15 protein-coding genes are annotated in these 18,591 nt (G+C 67.9%); 4 read left to right on the top strand and 11 right to left on the bottom strand.

Annotation, left to right across the window (positions count from 1 at the left end):
• Positions 1-43: 43 nt before the first annotated feature.
• Positions 44-454, bottom strand: a complete 411-nt coding sequence (locus tag AOM45_RS29120; protein WP_030471269.1) for an HAD-IA family hydrolase — start codon at positions 452-454, stop codon at positions 44-46.
• A 67-nt stretch (positions 455-521) separates the two neighbouring features.
• On the opposite strand from AOM45_RS29120, the gene AOM45_RS29115 reads away from it, so the two are divergent.
• Positions 522-938, top strand: a complete 417-nt coding sequence (locus AOM45_RS29115) for an Rv3235 family protein (protein ID WP_156094196.1) — start codon at positions 522-524, stop codon at positions 936-938.
• A gap of 118 nt (positions 939-1,056) precedes the next feature.
• Here AOM45_RS29115 and secA read toward each other — a convergent pair whose 3' ends face one another.
• Positions 1,057-3,999: a preprotein translocase subunit SecA gene (gene secA, locus AOM45_RS29110; RefSeq protein WP_030471267.1), complete on the bottom strand. Its 2,943-nt coding sequence runs from the start codon at positions 3,997-3,999 to the stop codon at positions 1,057-1,059.
• A gap of 397 nt (positions 4,000-4,396) precedes the next feature.
• On the bottom strand, positions 4,397-5,065 hold the full coding sequence (gene hpf / locus AOM45_RS29105; RefSeq protein ID WP_030471266.1) for a ribosome hibernation-promoting factor, HPF/YfiA family: 669 nt from the start codon (positions 5,063-5,065) through the stop codon (positions 4,397-4,399).
• Between the two features lie 942 nt (positions 5,066-6,007).
• Here hpf and AOM45_RS29100 point away from each other — a divergent pair.
• Positions 6,008-6,613 (top strand): ComF family protein, encoded by a 606-nt coding sequence (locus AOM45_RS29100; RefSeq protein ID WP_030471265.1) that lies wholly within the window; start codon positions 6,008-6,010, stop codon positions 6,611-6,613.
• Between the two features lie 736 nt (positions 6,614-7,349).
• Here the strand turns inward: AOM45_RS29100 and AOM45_RS29095 are convergent.
• The 5 genes from AOM45_RS29095 to AOM45_RS29075 form a co-directional block, all read right to left on the bottom strand.
• Complete coding sequence (locus AOM45_RS29095) at positions 7,350-9,086, bottom strand: LpqB family beta-propeller domain-containing protein (protein ID WP_030471264.1); 1,737 nt, start codon at positions 9,084-9,086, stop codon at positions 7,350-7,352.
• Positions 9,083-10,831, bottom strand: a complete 1,749-nt coding sequence (gene mtrB, locus AOM45_RS29090) for an MtrAB system histidine kinase MtrB (RefSeq protein WP_051784326.1) — start codon at positions 10,829-10,831, stop codon at positions 9,083-9,085. The genes AOM45_RS29095 and mtrB overlap by 4 nt, the downstream gene beginning before the upstream one ends.
• A gap of 10 nt (positions 10,832-10,841) precedes the next feature.
• Positions 10,842-11,519, bottom strand: a complete 678-nt coding sequence (mtrA, locus tag AOM45_RS29085; protein WP_030471262.1) for an MtrAB system response regulator MtrA — start codon at positions 11,517-11,519, stop codon at positions 10,842-10,844.
• Between the two features lie 186 nt (positions 11,520-11,705).
• Positions 11,706-12,536 (bottom strand): SAM-dependent methyltransferase, encoded by an 831-nt coding sequence (locus AOM45_RS29080; protein WP_201780089.1) that lies wholly within the window; start codon positions 12,534-12,536, stop codon positions 11,706-11,708.
• 76 nt (positions 12,537-12,612) lie between these two features.
• The gene (locus AOM45_RS29075; protein WP_030471260.1) at positions 12,613-13,257 is read right to left on the bottom strand and encodes a dTMP kinase; all 645 of its coding nucleotides are present in this window, start codon (positions 13,255-13,257) and stop codon (positions 12,613-12,615) included.
• A 145-nt stretch (positions 13,258-13,402) separates the two neighbouring features.
• Here AOM45_RS29075 and AOM45_RS29070 point away from each other — a divergent pair, with 145 nt between their 5' ends.
• Positions 13,403-14,371: a hypothetical protein gene (locus AOM45_RS29070; RefSeq protein WP_030471259.1), complete on the top strand. Its 969-nt coding sequence runs from the start codon at positions 13,403-13,405 to the stop codon at positions 14,369-14,371.
• Between the two features lie 134 nt (positions 14,372-14,505).
• Here AOM45_RS29070 and AOM45_RS29065 read toward each other — a convergent pair whose 3' ends face one another.
• Together AOM45_RS29065 and AOM45_RS29060 are read right to left on the bottom strand one after the other, a co-directional pair.
• Positions 14,506-16,545 carry a TerD family protein gene (locus tag AOM45_RS29065; RefSeq protein ID WP_051784325.1) on the bottom strand — a complete coding sequence of 680 codons (2,040 nt, stop codon included), beginning with the start codon at positions 16,543-16,545 and terminating at the stop codon, positions 14,506-14,508.
• A gap of 21 nt (positions 16,546-16,566) precedes the next feature.
• The gene (locus tag AOM45_RS29060; RefSeq protein WP_236703868.1) at positions 16,567-16,956 is read right to left on the bottom strand and encodes a hypothetical protein; all 390 of its coding nucleotides are present in this window, start codon (positions 16,954-16,956) and stop codon (positions 16,567-16,569) included.
• A gap of 170 nt (positions 16,957-17,126) precedes the next feature.
• Here AOM45_RS29060 and AOM45_RS29055 point away from each other — a divergent pair, with 170 nt between their 5' ends.
• Positions 17,127-17,948, top strand: a complete 822-nt coding sequence (locus AOM45_RS29055; protein WP_156249747.1) for a DUF5753 domain-containing protein — start codon at positions 17,127-17,129, stop codon at positions 17,946-17,948.
• Here the strand turns inward: AOM45_RS29055 and AOM45_RS29050 are convergent.
• On the bottom strand, positions 17,881-18,591 hold a 711-nt coding region (locus AOM45_RS29050; RefSeq protein WP_156249746.1), incomplete at its 5' end, for a reverse transcriptase domain-containing protein. The genes AOM45_RS29055 and AOM45_RS29050 overlap by 68 nt on opposite strands.

Below are 18,591 nucleotides of genomic sequence, written 5' to 3'. Positions count from 1 at the left end.
GTGCGCGGCCGAATTGCGAGCAATTACGCTGCGGGGTGAACCCTCAATCGCGGAGCGCGACCGCTAGCAGGATCTCCAGTTCCTCGAGGGTGGACCGTGTCGACCGATGGTGGACACCGACCATGCCCGCCTCCGCAGCGCCCCTGACGTTGATCGCGAGGTCGTCGACGAAGACGCACTCCGCCGGTTCGAGGTCCAGCTTCGCGGCGGTCAGCAGGTAGATCTCGATCTCCGGCTTCGCCAGGCCGACCTCGCCGGAGAGGATCGCGGCGTCGAAGAGGCCCGCGAACGCCGCCGGTGGCTGCCACCAACCGTCCGCGTTGGACAGCAGGGCCGTCTTCAGGCCGTGTTCCTTGGCCTTCCTGAGGGCGGTGAGCAACGGCGGTTCCGCCGGGTTGTCCTCGCCGGGATCGGTCAGGACGCCGCCGTAGTCGAGCACCAGGGCTTTCAGCACGTCCTGGACGGTACCCACTTTCGGGTGCCGGATGTCCTGATCACCGCGTCGGCGCGCCTGGTTCGGCATGCCTCCAGTTGTCCGGCGCCTGCCCGCCTACGAGCCCCCGGCCGGTGCGGTGGTCATTCCCCGGCCACGCCTGCGGCCACGTCCCCTGCCGGTCCGGGTGCCGGTGCCGGATCCGCCGTCGCCCGCGCTCGACGCCGTCCGGTTGGTCGGCGTGGTCCTGGAGGTGCTGGACGGACGCCGGCCGGGGCGGTTGTTGCGCGAGGTGGCCACGCCTGTGCTGGCGACCCGGCTGGGTCTGCTGGTCCGCTCGCGAACGACCCGCATGCTGCGGCCACCTCGGGTCTGCCACCCGTCGCAGTTCGCCGCCGAGATCGCCGTGACCATCCGCAGGGACGAGCGGGTGCTGGCAGTCGCGGCACGCGCCGAGCACGACGACGACCGCTGGCACTTCACCGCGTTCACCGTCCTGGAGTGAGCCGGTTTCGCATTTTTGAAGCGCACGCGGGGAGCTTTCGTTCGCTTGGAGCGCACGAAAGGGCCCCGCGTTTCCCTGTCGGAAACGCAGGGGCCCCGCGTAACAGAAAAGTGAGCGGTCAGCGGCTCTTGCGCTGGTTCTTCGCCGCCTGACGGGCTGCCTCGCGGCGCTCCTTGCGGGTGCCACCGCCCTGCTGGCCGCCGGCGCCGTTGGGCTCGCCGTGCTGCTCGACGCCGCCGTCCTCAGCCGGGCCGCTGTAGCTCAGGTGCTGCTGGCCGGGACCACCGAGACCCTTGCCGCGCAGGGCGGGCGGGATCGCGTTGCCGCTGGCCAGCTGGGCCATCGCCGGGCCTGCGGGCGCCTCGGCCTGCTGCTGGGCCTGCTGCTGCGCGGCGGCCGCTGCCCGAGCGCGGGCACGGGCGCCACCGCCCTGCGGCTGCACCTGGGGAAGGGCCTGCGGCGCCGCGCTCAGGGTCACGGGGACCTCGGGCTCGGCGGGCTCCGGCTCGGCCGCTTCGACCTGGAGGTTGAACAGGAAGCCGACGACCTCTTCCTTCAACGCGTCGAGCATCGCGTTGAACATGTCGAAGCCCTCGCGCTGGTACTCGATGAGGGGATCGCGCTGCGCCATGGCGCGCAGGCCGATGCCCTCCTTCAAGTAGTCCATCTCGTAGAGGTGCTCACGCCACTTGCGGTCCAGCACGGACAGCAGGACGCGGCGCTCCAGCTCGCGGGTCGCACCCTCGCCGACGCGGCCGTCGATGTCGGCCTCGCGGGCGCGGTAGGCGTTCATCGCGTCCTCGACGAGCAGGTCGCGCAGGTACTCGCGCGTGATGTCCTCGTCGGACTCGAGGAGCGCCTTCGCGTCCAGCGTCACCGGGTACAGCGTCTTGAGAGCCGTCCAGAGCTTCTCGAAGTCCCAGTCCTCGGCGTAGCCGTCGGCCGTGGCGCCGTTGACGTACTCCTCGACGACGCTCTGGATCATGTGCTCGACCTGTTCCTTCAGGTCTTCGCCGGCGAGAACGCGGTGGCGCTCGGCGTAGATCACCGTGCGCTGGCGGTTCATGACCTCGTCGTACTTGAGGACGTTCTTGCGGATCTCGAAGTTCTGCTGCTCGACCTGGGTCTGCGCGCTGCGGATGGCGCGGGTGACCATCTTGTGCTCGATCGGCACGTCGTCCGGCACGTTCAGGCGCGTCATGACCATCTCGACCATGGACGCGTTGAAGCGGCGCATCAGCTCGTCCTGCAGCGACAGGTAGAAGCGCGACTCACCGGGGTCGCCCTGACGGCCGGTACGACCGCGGAGCTGGTTGTCGATGCGGCGCGACTCGTGGCGCTCGGTGCCGAGCACGTAGAGACCACCGGCCTCGCGGACCTCGTCGGCCTCCGCCTTGCCCTGGATCGTCAGCTCCTCGACGACCTTGGCCCAGGCCTCTTCGTACTCCTCCGGCGTCTCGACCGGGTCGAGGCCGCGCTCGCGCAGCTCGTGGTCGGCGATGATGTCCGGGTTGCCGCCCAGCACGATGTCCGTACCGCGACCGGCCATGTTCGTGGCGACCGTGACGGCGCCCTTGCGACCGGCCTTCGCGATGATCAGCGCCTCGCGGTCGTGGTGCTTCGCGTTCAGCACCTCGTGCGGGATGCCCCTGCGCAGCAACAGCTTCGACAGGTACTCGGAGCGCTCGACGCTCGTCGTGCCGATCAGGACCGGCTGGCCCTTCTCGTGCTTCTCGGCGATGTCGTCGGCCACCGCGTCGAACTTGGCCTCCTCGCTCTTGTAGACGAGGTCGGGCATGTCCTTGCGCTGCGGCGGGCGGTTCGTCGGGATCGGGACGACACCCAGCTTGTAGGTCTGGTGGAACTCGGCCGCCTCGGTCTCGGCGGTACCGGTCATGCCGCCGAGCTTCTCGTACAGGCGGAAGTAGTTCTGCAGCGTGATCGTGGCGAGAGTCTGGTTCTCCGCCTTGATCTCGACGCCTTCCTTGGCCTCGATCGCCTGGTGCATGCCCTCGTTGTAGCGGCGGCCGGCGAGCACGCGGCCCGTGAACTCGTCGACGATCATGACTTCACCGTTGCGGACGATGTAGTCCTTGTCGCGGTTGTAGAGCTCCTTCGCCTTGAGGGCGTTGTTCAGGTAGCCCACCAACGGCGTGTTCGCGGCCTCGTACAGGTTGTCGATGCCGAGCTGGTCCTCGATGAACTCGACACCGAGCTCGGTGACGGCGATCGTGCGCTTCTTCTCGTCGTACTGGTAGTGGTACGACTTCGACTTCTCCTCGACGACCTCGAGGCGCTCCTTCTGCGAGAGCGTCGTGACGTCGATGCCGCGCATCCGCGGCGCGAGGCGAGCGAACTCCGTGTACCAGCGCGCCGACTGCTCGGCGGGACCGGAGATGATCAGCGGCGTGCGGGCCTCGTCGATGAGGATCGAGTCGACCTCGTCGACGATCGCGAAGTAGTGACCGCGCTGCACGCACTCGTCCAGGCTCCACGCCATGTTGTCGCGCAGGTAGTCGAAGCCGAACTCGTTGTTCGTCCCGTAGGTGATGTCCGAGTTGTACGCCACGCGGCGCTGCTCGGGCGTCATCTCGGAGAGGATCGCGCCGACGGACATGCCGAGGAAGCGGTGCACGCGGCCCATCCAGTCCGCGTCGCGCTTGGCCAGGTAGTCGTTCGTGGTGATGACGTGCACGCCCTTGCCGGCGATGGCGTTGAGGTAGACCGGCATGACCGAGGTCAGGGTCTTGCCCTCACCGGTGCGCATCTCGGAGATCTGCCCGAGGTGCAGCGCGGCGCCACCCATCAGCTGCACGTCGTAGGGGCGCTGACCCAGGGTGCGCTTCGCGGCCTCGCGGGCGACGGCGAACGCCTCGGGCAGCAGTTCGTCGAGGGACTCGCCCTCGGCGTGGCGTTTCTTGAACTCGTCGGTCTTGGCGCGCAACTCGGCGTCGGAGAGGTCGACCACGTCATCTTCCAGCCCGTTGATGGCGTGTGCGATGTTGCGGAGGCGCTTGAGCATCTTGCCCTCGCCGGAGCGGAGCAGTCGGGACAGCACCATCTGGATAGACCTCATCACCTGTATCGCGGCGCGCCCACGTCGGACGCCTTTCCCCTGCCCATCGTAGGCAAGTCGCCAAGATGTGTGCACAGACACAGGCGGATTGGGTCGCCTCACCTGGTATGGGCAGGTCAGGTGCCGTCTGCGGGGTGTGCCGCCATCTTCGGCTACTGCTGTGGTGAACGCATGAGGCCCGCGTGAAGGTTCCTGGTCGGACGAGATTCACCTTCACGGTGAACGTCCGGACGAGGAATGGCGCCGGGTGGCGGTAGACGCGCCCCGCCGACCTGCGCACACGGCCCGCAGCGCTCAGACACCACGCTGCGGCAGACGCGCGCCGCCGCCCCGCACGCGAGGGGTGCGGGGCGGCGGCGGTTGAAGGAACGGGGTCAGCGGATCAGGCCAGCCTGATCACGCCGTAGTCGAATCCCTTCCGGCGGTAGACGACACTCGGGCGCCCGCATTCGGTGTCGGCGAACAGGTAGAAGTCGTGTCCGACCAGCTCCATCTCGTAGAGGGCCTGGTCGACGGTCATCGGTTTGGCGGCGTGCTCCTTTTCGCGTACGACGCGTCCGGGCAACTTGTCTTCGAGGCCCTCTTCCCAACGCTGCGCGGGCACTTCCGCCATGCCCTCGTAGTCGGCCTCGGGTGCGTCGAGCACCGCGGTCTTCGCGCGGCGCGACGTCATGCTTTCGCCGGCGGACGGGATCTCCCCCAGTCCGCTTGTCGCTTCGGCCACCGAGATCGGGGCCCGCGCCCCGTGGTGGACGCGCCTGCGGTCGTGCGACCGACGCAGACGGTTCTCGAGCTTCGCGACCGCAGAATCGAGCGCGGCGTAGAAGTCACCCGCGCAGGCTTCGGAACGGACCACAGGTCCACGTCCCTTGCCGGTGATTTCGACCCGCTGGCAGTTCTTCGACTGTCGGCGGTTCGGCTCGTGGAAAAGCTCCACGTCGAAGCGGATGACCTTGCGGTCGTAGCGCTCAAGCCGGGCCAGCTTTTCGGCGACGTGCACCCTGTAGTGATCGGGCACCTCGACGTTGCGGCCCTTAACGACGATGTCCATACACGACCTCCCTCGCTTTGCTGCGAGCTATGGCTGGACTGCATTCAGAGCGCCGTGGCGATCATGGATCGCAGATGTGTCGCAGAGGGTCGTCTCCCTCAGCTCTCACGGCGCCAGGGTCATGGGCTGTTCGCCTCCTCCCCGCGGGCCGGGAACGCTGATAGCGGTGCACGTTAGCTTGGGATTCACCGTCGCGTAAGCCCCCTTGCCGGGGGAACGCGCAGATTTTTTGGTGACTACGCAGCGCGACGACAGCGCGTTGCGAGTCGTGTCCCGAGCGTGCCCCGAACCAGGTCCACCGGCATCCCGCTCACCCGTACGGCGCAGCCGCGAACCGGCACTCGACGGCAGCTTCGCTGCGTCGAACGGTCCCAGTCGCGGCCTCATACCCAGCCAACGGCCGACCCGCGCGTCATGTTCCCGAAACTTCGAAGAGATCGATTCCGATCCACTTCACGGGGCCGAACGGCACTTCTTGCGAGCGAACCGATCGGTTCCACCGCCCGATCACGACCCAGTCACGCCGGGCTGAACGGCTGATTTCGCCCAATGCCGGACAAGACCGTTGATCACCGTCGACGGCTATTGCGGTAATAACCGCTGGTCAGATCCAGATGTGAATAGTCGTTAACTTCCGTGGGGCGTCCTCGGAGGGTCTGGGGTGGTGGGTGCGCTCGTGGGTGGCGGACGCTGCGGTGGCGTCGCGGCGACCAACGTGCGGACGTCTCAGTTCTGAAACCTCGCCTCAACAGTCGCTGGGACAAACGGGTCGAAACGAGTAACCGGATCTTGGGACGTCGTCACAGAAGTGCTGCCGAGCAGGGGTTTCCGGCGCGCCCCGGACGTGCTGGTGATCGACAACGCAACACGAACTTCACCCTTGTGGGCGGTGCCGAAAGTCCTCGTCCCATTTTTGTCGGACCCCGCCGCCATCCTGGGTGCATGACAGCACTCGACCTGCTCCTGCCGACCTCCTGCGCCGGCTGCGGCCGCCGCGGCGCCACGTGCTGCGCGGCGTGCCTCGACGGCTTCGGACCACCCAACGCCATCAGAGTCCCAGGTGTCGGCCCGCCAGTGTGGACGCTCGCCGCCTATCACGGCGCCGCAAGGGAACTCGTGCTCGCCTTCAAGGAACGGGGCGCACGAGCCCTCTCAGCGTGGTTCGGCGCGATGGTGGCGGCCGCACTGGTCTCGGTGGGCCCCGCGCCGTGGACGCTGGTGCCGGCACCGTCCCGTGTGAGCGCCGCGAGGGTGCGCGGGGGCGACCACATGCTGAGGGTGGCACGCGCCGTGGAGATCGCGGCGGTGGCGCCGGTGCTGCGGCTCGCCCCTGGGGTGGTCGATTCCGTCGGGTTGAGCGCTGGGGCGCGGCGTCGGAACTTGGAGGGGCGGGTCGAGGTTTGCGGGCGGCCTCCACCGGGGACGACGGTCCTGCTGGACGACGTGATCACCACCGGGGCGACGGCTGCGGCTTGTGTGCGGGCGTTGCGGCGGGCCGGGGTGCGGACGCACGCGGTGGTGGCGCTGACGTCTGCGAGGCCGCATTAGGGCGGGGCCGGGATGTCTGGGGTGCGGACGCGGCAAGTTGAGGCGCCGGGAGGGGACGCGGCAAGTTGAGACGCCGGAGTGGGACCCGCTGGTTGAAACGCCAGGACTGAGACGCGGTGGGTTGAAACGCCGAGGGTTGGACGCGGCAATGGGACGCGACGGACCGCGACGGGCCGCGCCGGGCCCAGGGTGGCGAGCCCTCCCCACGCCCAGAGCAAGCGGGCCCGGCGGTGGGGTCCCGTCACGAGTCGCGCCACAGCTCTTGCTGCGATTGAGGAGGGATGTCAACTCGACACGCTTTTCGTCGAGTTGACATCCCTCCTCAATCGTGGCTCGCTCCTGGTGCGACTCGTGACGGGACCCCACCGCCAACGCAAGCACCTACGCAACAGGCAGCCGCCGTAAGCAACAGGCGTGCCATCAACCCGCGAACGGCGCTAACCCCCTGATCAGATTGCCGGGGGTCTGGGGGCAGAGCCTCCCAGGAAAACACACGCACCCGCCAGCCGCCAACGCAACCCGGGGAACGCCACGGAACAGGCGCGACCGCAACCGGAACCCGCCAACGCAACCTGGGGAACGCCACGGAACAGGCGCGCCCCCAACAGGAACCCGCCAACGCAACCGGGGAACGCTACGCAACCAGCGCGCCACCGCACCCCAACAGAAACCCGCCAACTCAGCCGGGAACGCCGCCAACCAGAGCGCCACCCACGGACCCGACGCGCCCCCCAAATCACCCCGGATAAAACACCAACGCCCCAGCCGAAACCCGAATCCCGCTGGCCCTCCAGACATCAGTGATGTCCGAAGCCGACCACAACCCGGAAGGGTCGATCACCTGCACCTGCCGAGCCGGCGCCGCGGCCACCGACCCCACCGGCACGGTGAGGTTCGACTGGCTGTACCGGTCCAACTTGTACCCGTCCGCGTACACCTTGGTCACCGGCAACGCGGTCAACGAAGACGAAACCACCAGCACGTCCTGCGACAGCCAGTCGATCGACACCACGGACGACCCGAGCGTCGACGGTTGGATCTGCCGGGGCGAGCGCAGGGCCACGTCCTGGTCGTGGCGCACCACGGAGGCCACGTACAACCGACCGGCGATCACCAGGGCCGCGCGGGTGCCGTCGCGGGACAGGCGCAGTTCGCTGATGGCGCCGAACGGGGAGATCTCGGTGATGTTGACGCCCTTGGCCGTCCAGCTGCCGTTGTCGGAACGGGTCACGCGGGACACGGAGGCGCCGTCCACGACCGTCCACACCTCGGCTCCCGGTTCCTTCGGGCCGCTGGAGAGCAGCCAGGTCGGTCTCGACAGAGTAGTTGCGCGCTGGTCCACTTCGGACAGTTCCTGCTCCAGCTCGCCGACGCGCAGACGCATTCCGCCGCCCGCTCGGTACACCACGGCGAGACGTGAGCCGTCCAGGGACTGGGCCGCCGACACCGCGCCGTACGCGCCGGTGCCTGCTGGGCCCTTGATCGGGTTGCCGTCGGTGAGGGAGCGGATCGAGCCGTCCACCACGAGCATGCCCTGGAGGTTCGCGTTCAGGGCCAGCAACGACTCGCCCGCGGTGGCCGAGACGTCGGACGGCCGGTAGTCGCGTTGATCCGGGAGGATCTGCTGGCCGTCGACCAGGACGCGCACGCGGGACGTCGTGACGCCGGAGTACGACTTCACGACCTGGGCCACGATCTGCTTGCTCTTCTCGGGCGTGAGGTCCTTGCCCACCTTGGTGAGGTTGACCTCCAGCGCGCCGTCGTCGGCCTCCTTCGTCTCCGAGAAGACGTCGGTGTCCGGACCCAGAGCGCTCACCAACGTGTCGCGCACCGCGTCGCCGGGGCCCTTGATCAGCAGCTCCGTCACGCGCGTCGGGATGCTCGTGGCCGGCGGGATGACGACGTAGCGCGGGTCCGGCACGAGGACGCTGAACTCGCGGTTGTAGAAGTAAAGCGTCACGCGGCGGTAGTTGCTGTTGAACAGGTTCTGCGGCATGTACACGCCCGGCGGCGGTTCGGAGATCCGCCACTGGTTCTCGTTGTTGCGCTCGAGCTTCAGCATCTGCTTGAGGTCGTCGAGCCGCGGCACGAACGAGTTGTCGTTGCCCAGGCGGCCGACGTACTTGCCCTGCAGCAGCACGGTTGTCGTCTTGTCCTGCGGCCCCAGTGGCGTCGGCACGGTCGCGAACGCGCTCTCGATGATCGTGGGGTTCTTGGTGTCCCACTTCTTGTCGGCGTCCGGTGTCAGGTAGGCGCGGGCGGCCGCGAAGTCGCGGTCGGGGTTCGAGGTCGCGTCGATGAAGTCGCGGACGAGCGTGATCGGGTCGAGGTTCTGCCGCGGCTCGGGAGCGGTGACGGTGTTCGTCGTCTTGCTGTCCTTGGGGCCGATCGGCTTCGGCTGCGTGTTCGTCGGGATCGCGGCGCACCCGGACAGGGTCACGAGGACGAGCGCCAGCACAGCCAGCCGTTTCACCGCACTTCCTCCGAAACCTCGTCCTTGGCGGGCCCGTCCACGGGCTCGGCGGGCTGCCAGGTGATCTCCTCCGGCGTCAGCTCCACCTCGTCCGGTTCGGTGTGCACGACCGGTTCCTCCACCACCGCAACGGGTGCGAGCTCGATCGCGGGCGCGAGCGGCAACGGGCTCTCGCGCAGTTCCTCGCCGTGCCTGCGGGGCAACGTCAGGCGGAACACGGCGCCGTGGCCGGGCTCGCCCCACGCCTCCAGCCAGCCGCCGTGCAGCCGGGCGTCCTCCAGCGAGATCGACAGGCCCAGGCCCGTGCCGCCGGTGCGGCGGTTGCGGGACGGGTCGGCGCGCCAGAAGCGGCTGAAGACCAGCTCGGCTTCCCCTTGCCGCAGACCGACTCCGTGGTCTCGCACGGTGATCGCGACCGCGTTCTCGTTGCCGCGCATGGTCAGCTCGACCGGCTGGCCCTCGCCGTGGTCGATGGCGTTCGCGAGCAGGTTGCGCAGAATCCGTTCCACGCGGCGGGAATCCAGCTCCGCGGTCAGCTCGGTGTCCGGCAGGTCCAGCACGACCGGCGAGCCCGCGCTCGTCGAGATCGCACGAACGGAGTCGTGCGCTCGGCGTGCGAGCACGCGGATGTCGACCTGCTCGGCGGTCAGCTCCTCGACACCGGCGTCCAGCCGCGAGATCTCCAGCAGGTCGCCCAGCAGCGACTCGAACCTGTCGAGCTCGTCGACCAGCAGCTCGGTCGAGCGCGCGAGGCCGGCGGGGAACTGTTCACGCGAGGCGTGCAGGACGTCCGCGGCCATGCGCACCGTCGTCAGCGGTGTGCGCAGCTCGTGCGAGACGTCCGAGGTGAACCGGCGTTGCAGCTGGCCGAACTCCTCCAGCTGCTTGAACTGGGCCTGGATCGACTCGGCCATCTCGTTGAATGACTCGGCCAGGCGTGCCACGTCGTCCTCGCCGACGACGTGCATGCGTTCGTGCAGGGTGCCGTCCGCGAACCGTTCCGCGACCTCCGCGGCCTGCCGCACCGGGCGCACGACCTGGCGCGTCACGAGGTTCGCGATCAGCGCGAGCAGGATCAGCAGCACGATGCCGCCGACCACGAGCGTCGACTGCACCACCTCTGCGGTGCGCTGCTCGGAGGTCAGCGGGAAGATCAGGTACAGCTGCATCGAGCGGGCGGACGTGCTCATCGGCAGGCCCACGACGAACAACGTGGTCGGCGTGTTGCCGCGCTGCACCGTGTGGATCTGGGTGCCCTCGTCGCCGTTCTCGACCATCTCGCGCAGGGCGCGCGGAACGTCCTCCAGCGGACCGACGGACGGCACGCGCCCGGCACCGCTCGAGCCCAGCCCGTCTGCCAGCACGGGTTCGAACGCGCCGGCGCCCGCCGTCGTGGCGTCGGTTCCGGTGCCACCGACGGCGAGCTTGTTGATCGCGCTCGTGAACCGCGTCTGCACGCTGTCCGGGCCGGGGTTCAGGCCGACCAGGTCGGACTGGATGAGGTTGCGCGAGGCCATGGCCTGACGCACCGCGGCCTCGTCCTTGGTGTTCAGCAGCTGGTTGGTGATCTGCATCTGCAGCACCATGCCCAGCACGAACACCACGGCGGACGACAGCGCGAGCGTGGACACGACCACGCGCAACTGCAGCGAACGACGCCACAGATCACCAAACGCGGCCCATCGCTTCCGCGCTTCCTCGACGAGGAACTGCGCCTTCGCGACGACCGGTCCAACGAACTTCATACGCCACCTGTCACGGAGGGCCGGCCTTGTACCCGACACCGCGGACAGTCAACACCACCTCGGGGTGCTCCGGGTCCCGTTCGACCTTGGAACGCAGCCGCTGCACATGCACGTTCACCAGGCGCGTGTCGGCGGCGTGGCGGTAACCCCACACCTGCTCCAGCAGCACCTCGCGGGTGAACACCTGACGCGGCTTGCGGGCCAGCGCGACGAGGAGGTCGAACTCCAGCGGCGTGAGCTGGATCGGCCTGCCCTCGCGCAGCACCTCGTGGCCGGGGACGTCGATGGTGAGATCGCCGATCTGCAGCACCTCGGACGGCTCGGCCTCGGTGCGGCGCAGGCGCGCCCGGATGCGGGCCACCAGCTCCTTCGGCTTGAACGGCTTGACGACGTAGTCGTCCGCGCCGGACTCGAGGCCCAGCACCACGTCGACCGTGTCGCTCTTCGCGGTGAGCATCACGATCGGCACGCCCGACTCGGACCTGATCGCCTTGCAGACGTCGATGCCGTTCATGCCCGGCAACATCAGGTCGAGCAGCACGAGGTCGGGCTTGAGCTCGCGCAGCGCGGGCAGGGCACGGGCACCGTCGGCGACCACCGCGGTGTCGAAGCCCTCCCCGCGCAACACGATCGTCAGCATCTCCGCCAGGGCGGGGTCGTCATCGACGACGAGCACGCGTGCCTTCATACTCAATATCGTCGCACTGCCGGTCGCGCGTTCGCGCACCGCCCATGTTCCGTTGCCGCTGGTGGCGATGTGCGGTCGTTCGGTTACCGGCTGGAACCCTCGCTCCACGTGCCCCACCTCGCCCGATTCGGCCTGCTCGTCGCCGGGTTATCCGCGCGACGGTCACCTTTCGTTACCTGGTGTTTGTCAGGCCGTGCGGACGGCGGAGGCCAGCCAGATGCGCGCGTCACCCACCTTCCGCGGATCGGTGATCGCCGGGACCGCGCGGCCGTGCCGTGCGGCGAGGTCGATCTGGTGCGTCACGGTGGCGTGCCAGCCGTGGCCGCCGAGCCACTCGACCGGGTCCTCCACGTCGGACTGCCAGCGCGCGTTCATCGTGCCGAACCGCTCGTGCACGGCTCTCATCTGCGGCAACTCGCGGAACTCGCGGTTGACGTGTTCGAGCGCGAGCGTGCTGCCGCGGGCGGACAGCGCGCTCACCAGGTACATGACCTGCTCACCGGCGTCCGGCGGCAGAAACATGAAGAGGCCCTCCAGCAACCATGCCGTGGGCCTCTTCGGGTCGAACCCCGCGCGGATCAGCGCTGTCGCCCAGTCGTCGCGCAGGTCGCACGGGACGACGATCCGTTCGCACAGGGGTTGAGCACGTAAGTCGTGCAGGGCGTCTTCCTTGAACGCGACGAGCTCGGGCAGGTCGAGCTCGAAGACTGTCGTACCCGGCGGCCACTGCAGCCGGAACGCCCTGGTGTCGAGGCCCGCCGCCATGATCACGACCTGGGGTTTGGCCGCGGCGAGGAGCTCGTCGTCGAAGTACCGGGTGCGCAGGACGAAGTGGTCGCCTGCGAGGGTGCGGACGCCGTTCAGGTCGCTCGCGGAGCCGGCGGCCTCCACGAGTCCTGCGGCCAGGGGGTCGTCGAAGAGGCGGCGGAGATGACCTTGTTCCTGTGCGCGGGCGGCAGCGATCAGGACAGCCGTACGAGCTACACCGACCGGGGGGCGCTGCAGAACACGCTTCAAATCGTGATCTCCTATTCACTCACAGTGACGTACCGGACACACGATCGTGTCAACTGGTACGCACGTGAGCGACCACTCAAGGAGTGAAGAGTCGTCCCAGAAGGGAAGAAAAGTTCACGTTTGACCGCCCGTCGACCACTTGCCACGGGGCCAGCCAGTTGATCTTCGCCAATCCGTCGTAAACGATTCCGCACCGAGCCTGCAACGAGCCGTCGGACTCGTAGAGGTCCCTCGCGCGCGAGTCGTCGTCCTGCTCGCGTTGCGCGGCTCGTTCGGCCGCGACCTCCACGGGCACGCGCAGCAGCAGGTGAAGATCGGGAACGGGCAGCCCGAAGCGCTCGATCTCCAACTCGTACACCCACCGGACGAACTCGCCGTTCTCGTCCTGGTGGAGGCGAGCGGCGCTGTACGCGGCACTGGAGGCGACGTAGCGGTCGAGCAGGACCACGTCGTGCTCTTCGAGGTCCTTGCGGATCTCGTCGGCCGCCCCGCGCCGGTCCAGCGCGTAGAGCACGGCCATGCCGTACACGGAGTCGCTGAGGTCGCCGAGCCTGCCGTACAGGCCGTCGCGGACCAGGTCAGCGTGCACGCTCTGGCCGTAGCGCGGGAACGCGTGAGTGGCCACGGTCCTGCCCTGCGCACTCAGCGCCTCGGTCAATCCGTTGGCGAGCGTGCGCTTGCCGGCCCCGTCCAGGCCTTCGATCACGACGAGCTTTCCCACGCCGCGAACCCTAACTCCACACCGTTCCGCCACTCACACGGCCGTTCCACGTCCCCCACACGGGCGAAATCCGATCTTTCGATCACCAGAACGAGTGACTACGGTGAACAGTCACACGGCGCGTGTGTGAAGGGTAGGTGCCGCGGTGGCCGCGGAATCCGGGCACGCCGGATCGGTCGACGAACCGATCGGTCACCCGACCGGGGGTCTGCCGACCCCGCTCGCCGAGACGCTGCGCTACGGGCCGTTCCACCGCGCACTGCGCGAGGCGATCGCCCACCGTGGCCTCTCGCTCGCCAGGCTGCGCGCTCACCTCGAACAACTCGGTGTCCAGGTAGGCCAGTCGACGCTCTCCTACTGGCAACGAGGTCTGCGCCATCCCGAGGTGCCGCGCGCCATCAGCACGGTGCGCGCGCTGGAGTCCGTGCTGCGCCTACCGCCGTCGTCCTTGTTGGACCTCATCGGACCGCGTACGGCCAACACCTACGCACCACGACCGGTGGCGACCTGGCCGGAGCCCGCACCACTGCTCGCGTCGTTCGACTCCGTCCCGGAGGCCGCGCGCGGCAACGCGGAGCTCGAAGTGCTGTCCGTGCACGACACGGTCCAGATCGGCATGCACCGCGAACAGCGCTCCATCACCACACGGCTGGTCGTGCGCGCGGTGCGTCAGGGCCCGGACAGGTACCTGGCGGTGCACCACGGCGACGAGGGATCGTTGATCGAGAACGCCTTGGTCAGAGCAGGCGAAGGCTGCCGGCAGGGGCGCCTGCGCCGGGAAAGCGCTTCCCGCAAGCTGGCCGTGGAAATGCTGTTCGACCGGCGGCTCGCGGCCGGTGAGGAGCACGTCTTCAGCTTCACGATCGTCGACGACACCGGCAGCGCGACGCAGGGGCACCACCGGACGTTCCGCGAGATGTGCGGCTCGTACCTCGTGCAGCTGTCGTTCCACCGGCGCGCGATGCCCGCGCGCTGCATGAAGCAGTTCCGCGCCTCGGCCGACGCCACGCCGGTCGACGTCGAGGAGCTGGTGTGCGGGCTCGGCGGGGTCGTCAGCGCGTACTTCGGCGACGTGGGGCCGGGGATCGCGGGCATCGCCGTCGAATGGAGTTAGCCCAGCCCACGGCGCAAGTTTGGGTGCGAGGAAAGCGAGAAGGCTAAAACCGGCGGCCCGAAGGCCAGACCGGGCCCAGAATTAGCAGGAAGCTCTCTCATGGCCTCGCGTCTGCAACGGTAGCAGCGAAACCCTCAGTCCGACAGCATGTTTCCCAGTTGGGCGACAGTGGTGACACCGCCGGTCTCCGACTGCGAAAGTCCGATGTGGATGGTCGGAGCGTCCGATGTGGAACCCTTGTGCTCGAACAGCTCCGCCAGCTTGCGCACGGTGAAGTACTTGCGGTGCAACGCCGCCGAGGCGATCAGCTTCACCAGGTCGCGGTTCTGCTCGACCCGGTTGCCCCACGACGTGCCGCGCAGGTAGAGGTGCAGCCAGGTGCCGTACCAGCTGTCGCCCTCCCGTTCGAACATCATCGGCAACGCGACCTTTCCCTTGCCGCGCATGGCTGAACGCGCCCGCACCGTGCTCGGCTCGAACGGCTTGCCCATCTGGTCCAGGTCGCGGCTCATGAACCCGAACATCGACTCGGCGACGTCGTCGAACCCCTCCCCCGAGTAGATGTTCACCTGCGGCACCACGTACTTCGCGTGCAGCGCGTCTGCGTGCAGATCGATGAACTCTGTGGCACCGTCCGCGGCCTCCGTGACGTCACCCGAGTAGTAGGCGCCCTTGCGTTTCAGCCACGTCCACGACACGTGCCCCTTGAACTCGAAGTTCTCGTCGAGCAACGCCGCGGACAGGTCGTAGTCGGTCCGCTTGGCGCGCTGCCGCCAGTGCACGAAGAACCGCAGGACATCACCTTCGAACCACAGCTTCGACCCGCGCGGCAGCACCCCGAAGCCGTCCTCGGTGGCCGTGCCGGACATCGGCACGACGACGTCGAGGACCTCCGGGTCGACGACCAGCTCGGAGAAGTCCGGCAGTCTGCGCACCAGTTCGTCCTCGACGACCGCGGTGATCGCGGCGACGGCCGCGGGGTCGAGCGGCGGTCGGGTGTCGTCCTCGATCCACACCTTGCGGCCCCGGTTCGCGAACACCCTTGCCGCATCGGGCTTTTCGCGGTTCGCCAGGTGTTCCAGCACCGACACCAGCACGCGGCCGGACACGTCGGGCGCGGCGGCTCGGACGGCTTCCTCGACGTTCGAGGCGCCGTGCCTGACCAACCGGTCCACCTGGCGCAACAACATGCCGGGTGCCTTCGCGAGGATGCGCAGCGCGAGGTCGGCGTCGCCCTCCGCGAACGCGACCTCCACCTGACCCGCGAACGACCGGACGGTCTTCTCCTTGCGCGCCACCGCGAACACGTCCTGAGCGTGCTCGAACGGGTACTCGTGCGGGTGCAGCCGCTCCCCCAACCGCTTCCACGCCTCGCGGTGCTGGTGGACGTCGCCGAACTTGCTCGGCGCCACCTCGTTCAACGCGGCGAGCAACGCCCGGCGCTCGGCCCTGCGAAAGGACCGGAAGCGGGTGGGCTCCCGGAGCGTGACGTCACCCCCGGACGCCTCGCTCGCCAGGCGCAGCACGTCCGTCACCGTGTCGATCCCCGTCAGCGGCCGCTGCGCGACGAGGCGTGCGGCGTTGAGAATCGCGCGGTTCTCCCTGGTCGGCACGTCTCCCGGGGCGAGGTCGAGGCGCTGCGTGGCGAGCTCCCCGAGCAACGCCCGGTCGGCCTCGCCGAGCGGAATCGGGCTCGCGGCGAGCTCCAGGTACAGGCGGGTGATCTCGTCGTCGAGGGTGCCGCCGAGGTGCAGGACGGTGACGCGGTCCTTGAGCGACGGGATCAGCTCGTCGTGCGCTGCGAGCATCTCGTCGTACGTGTGCTGGACGCGGCCGTACTTCGGCAGGTCGAGGAGGTTGCCGGTGAACTCGGCGACGTCCCCGATGCACTCCAGCCAGAACTCGACGGTGTCCGGCACGTTGCGCGGGAAGTCCTTGAAGTACGGGTTGTGCTGGGCCTGCGCGCCGACGAGCTCCTTGACCGCCCGGACGATCTCGTGGGAGTACTCCACGGCGTCAGCGGTGCCGGAAACGTGTTCGAGCAGCTCGCGCGAGGCCTTGAAGCCCACCTTCAGCAGCGCGGCGTCGAGCTGTCTGGCGGTCGTGCCGCCATCGCCCGCGGCGCCGTCCGACAGGGGCACGCGCAGGGTCTTCTTGATGATGGTCGTCCGCACCAGGCCAGTAAAACCCGCACGTCAAACGAGTTCCGAAAGGGCTTTCCCGTACTGCGCGCGGTCGAACCGGAACGGCCCGAAGCCGCTGTAGTCGCGGTCCTTGCGGCGCGGCTGGCGGAACCCGTTCCAGACGATCGTGTCGCCGTCGACGCCGATGTCCGCGAGCAACGGCCAGCACCCGGTGTCGCCGCACGAGCAGGCGAGCACGACCCGACTCTTGCCGGGCCGGAACGAGTGGGCGTCTCGCGCCTCGGAGGTGAAGCCGCCGTACATCTCGCCGGCGGGCTTCATGTTGGCCCGTGTCTCAAAAGCGTCGATCAGTTCGGTGAGCGGCTTACCGTCGATCAACGGCACGATGGCATCGCACGACCACACGTCGTGCATCTCCGTCGTGAAGCCGAACTCGTTCACGGTTCGCAGCGTAATTCCACCCGTTTGGGCACGCTGTTGTTTTTCCTCCATCGCCTAACGTCGAGTCCATGAACGGCGATCCGTCCACTCCGTACAGCCGTGACCTGGGTGATGAGCTGCGACAGGTGCGAGAGCGCTTCACGACCTTCCGCTCGCGGAAGATCGCCCGGATGCTCGGGTGGGATCCGGGGAAGGTCTCCAACATCGAGCACGGCAAGGTGCGGGCGAGCGAGATCGACATCGTCCAGTACCTCGGCAGGTGCGGGCGCCCGCAGACCTTCATCGAGGACTTCCTCAACCGCTACCGGTTGGCGTTCGACAACTACTTCGTGCAAGTCCCGACCAACCTGCGGACAGTCACGATGGCCGAGTCGAGCGCTGACAAGATCACTTCCTACAACATGACGAGCATTCCTGGCCTGCTTCAGTCCGAGGAGTACGCGACAGCGCTCATCGAGGCTTGCGGAACGATCGCCCCGGACGAGATCGAGGCTCACGTCCGTTTCCGGATGGAACGACAGGCCATTCTCCGGCGGCCAGATCGCCCGCAGTGCACCTTCTACATCCATGAAAACGCTCTGCGACTCAAGGTGGGCAGTGACGAGGTCATGGAAGACCAGCTCATGAAGCTGCTCTTCCACACCCACGTCATCCGAATCGTGTCCGCTGCAAGTGGCGCGGCCGGAGCCTTCACAGGTCCATATGTGCTGTGGGAGTGGGAGAAGCGCAGCCCCGTCGCCTATACAGAGTCAGACCTCGCCATGGTGTTCGTGCAGGACCTGCCTGGGGTCAAGCACTGCAAGTCGATCTTCAAGCACCTAGATGCGTTGGCCCTGAGGTCGGGTAGCCCAGGGGAGTTTCACCCCTGGGCTCCCACAGATCCCGGCGTGACAGTCTCCCGTCACCGGGCTCTTGTCACTCTGGTCACCAGACGCGCGGGACCGAAGTTACCCAGGTCCAGTGCGCGAACATGCGGGGGTGTCGCTGCGTGATTCCCCACCAGCACTGGAAGGATTTCTTCTTGGCCCGCAACCGTTTGTACTTCTTACGGATCCAGCGCATCAGGTAGGCGTTGATGCGCGACAGGAGTTGATACAGGGCGGAGCGGTAGAACGCTCCGTAGTACTGCATCCAGCCTCGCACGACAGGGTTGATCCTGCCTGCGAGGTCGGCGAAGGAGTGACCGGTACGTCGGTGCAGCCGCCAGGACCGCACTTCCGCGTTGATCTTGTTCAGGGCGTCCTTGCTGATCGCGGGCAAGAACCTGTTGAAGTTCCCGTTCTTGCCCCGCGCCCGCCGCTGCCGGAACGTGAATCCCAGGAATGTGAACGACGTGTGCTCGTGCGAGCCTCGCCGCTTGCCGTCCTGGCAGTACACGATCTTCGTCTTGTCGGGGTGCAGTCGCAGCCCGACCTGTTCCATCCGCTGCGCTATCGCCCTGGCCACAGTTTCGGCCTGGGCCTTGCTGGCGCAGTGCACGACGGCGTCATCGACGTACCGTTCGAACGGGACGGTCGGGAACTCCCGTGCCATCCACGCGTCGAACGCGTAGTGCAGGAACAGATTCGCCAGCACCGGTGAGACCGCGGACCCTTGCGGGGTGCCGCGATCCCGTTGCACAAGGCGGCCGTCCGC

This window comes from Lentzea aerocolonigenes, assembly GCF_000974445.1.
Taxonomy (GTDB): Bacteria; Actinomycetota; Actinomycetes; order Mycobacteriales; family Pseudonocardiaceae; genus Lentzea; species Lentzea aerocolonigenes.
Note: the sequence above shows the minus strand (reverse complement) of the source record. Positions and strands in the feature narration are given on the sequence as shown.

Coding starts and splice junctions, on each gene's coding strand:
- AOM45_RS29115 (WP_156094196.1), top strand. CDS start 522: ATGCCTCCAGTTGTCCGGCGCCTGCCCGCCTACGAGCCCCCGGCCGGT.
- secA (WP_030471267.1), bottom strand. CDS start 3,999: ATGGTGCTGTCCCGACTGCTCCGCTCCGGCGAGGGCAAGATGCTCAAG.
- hpf (WP_030471266.1), bottom strand. CDS start 5,065: ATGGACATCGTCGTTAAGGGCCGCAACGTCGAGGTGCCCGATCACTAC.
- AOM45_RS29100 (WP_030471265.1), top strand. CDS start 6,008: ATGACAGCACTCGACCTGCTCCTGCCGACCTCCTGCGCCGGCTGCGGC.
- mtrB (WP_051784326.1), bottom strand. CDS start 10,831: ATGAAGTTCGTTGGACCGGTCGTCGCGAAGGCGCAGTTCCTCGTCGAG.
- mtrA (WP_030471262.1), bottom strand. CDS start 11,519: ATGAAGGCACGCGTGCTCGTCGTCGATGACGACCCCGCCCTGGCGGAG.
- AOM45_RS29055 (WP_156249747.1), top strand. CDS start 17,127: ATGCTCGGGTGGGATCCGGGGAAGGTCTCCAACATCGAGCACGGCAAG.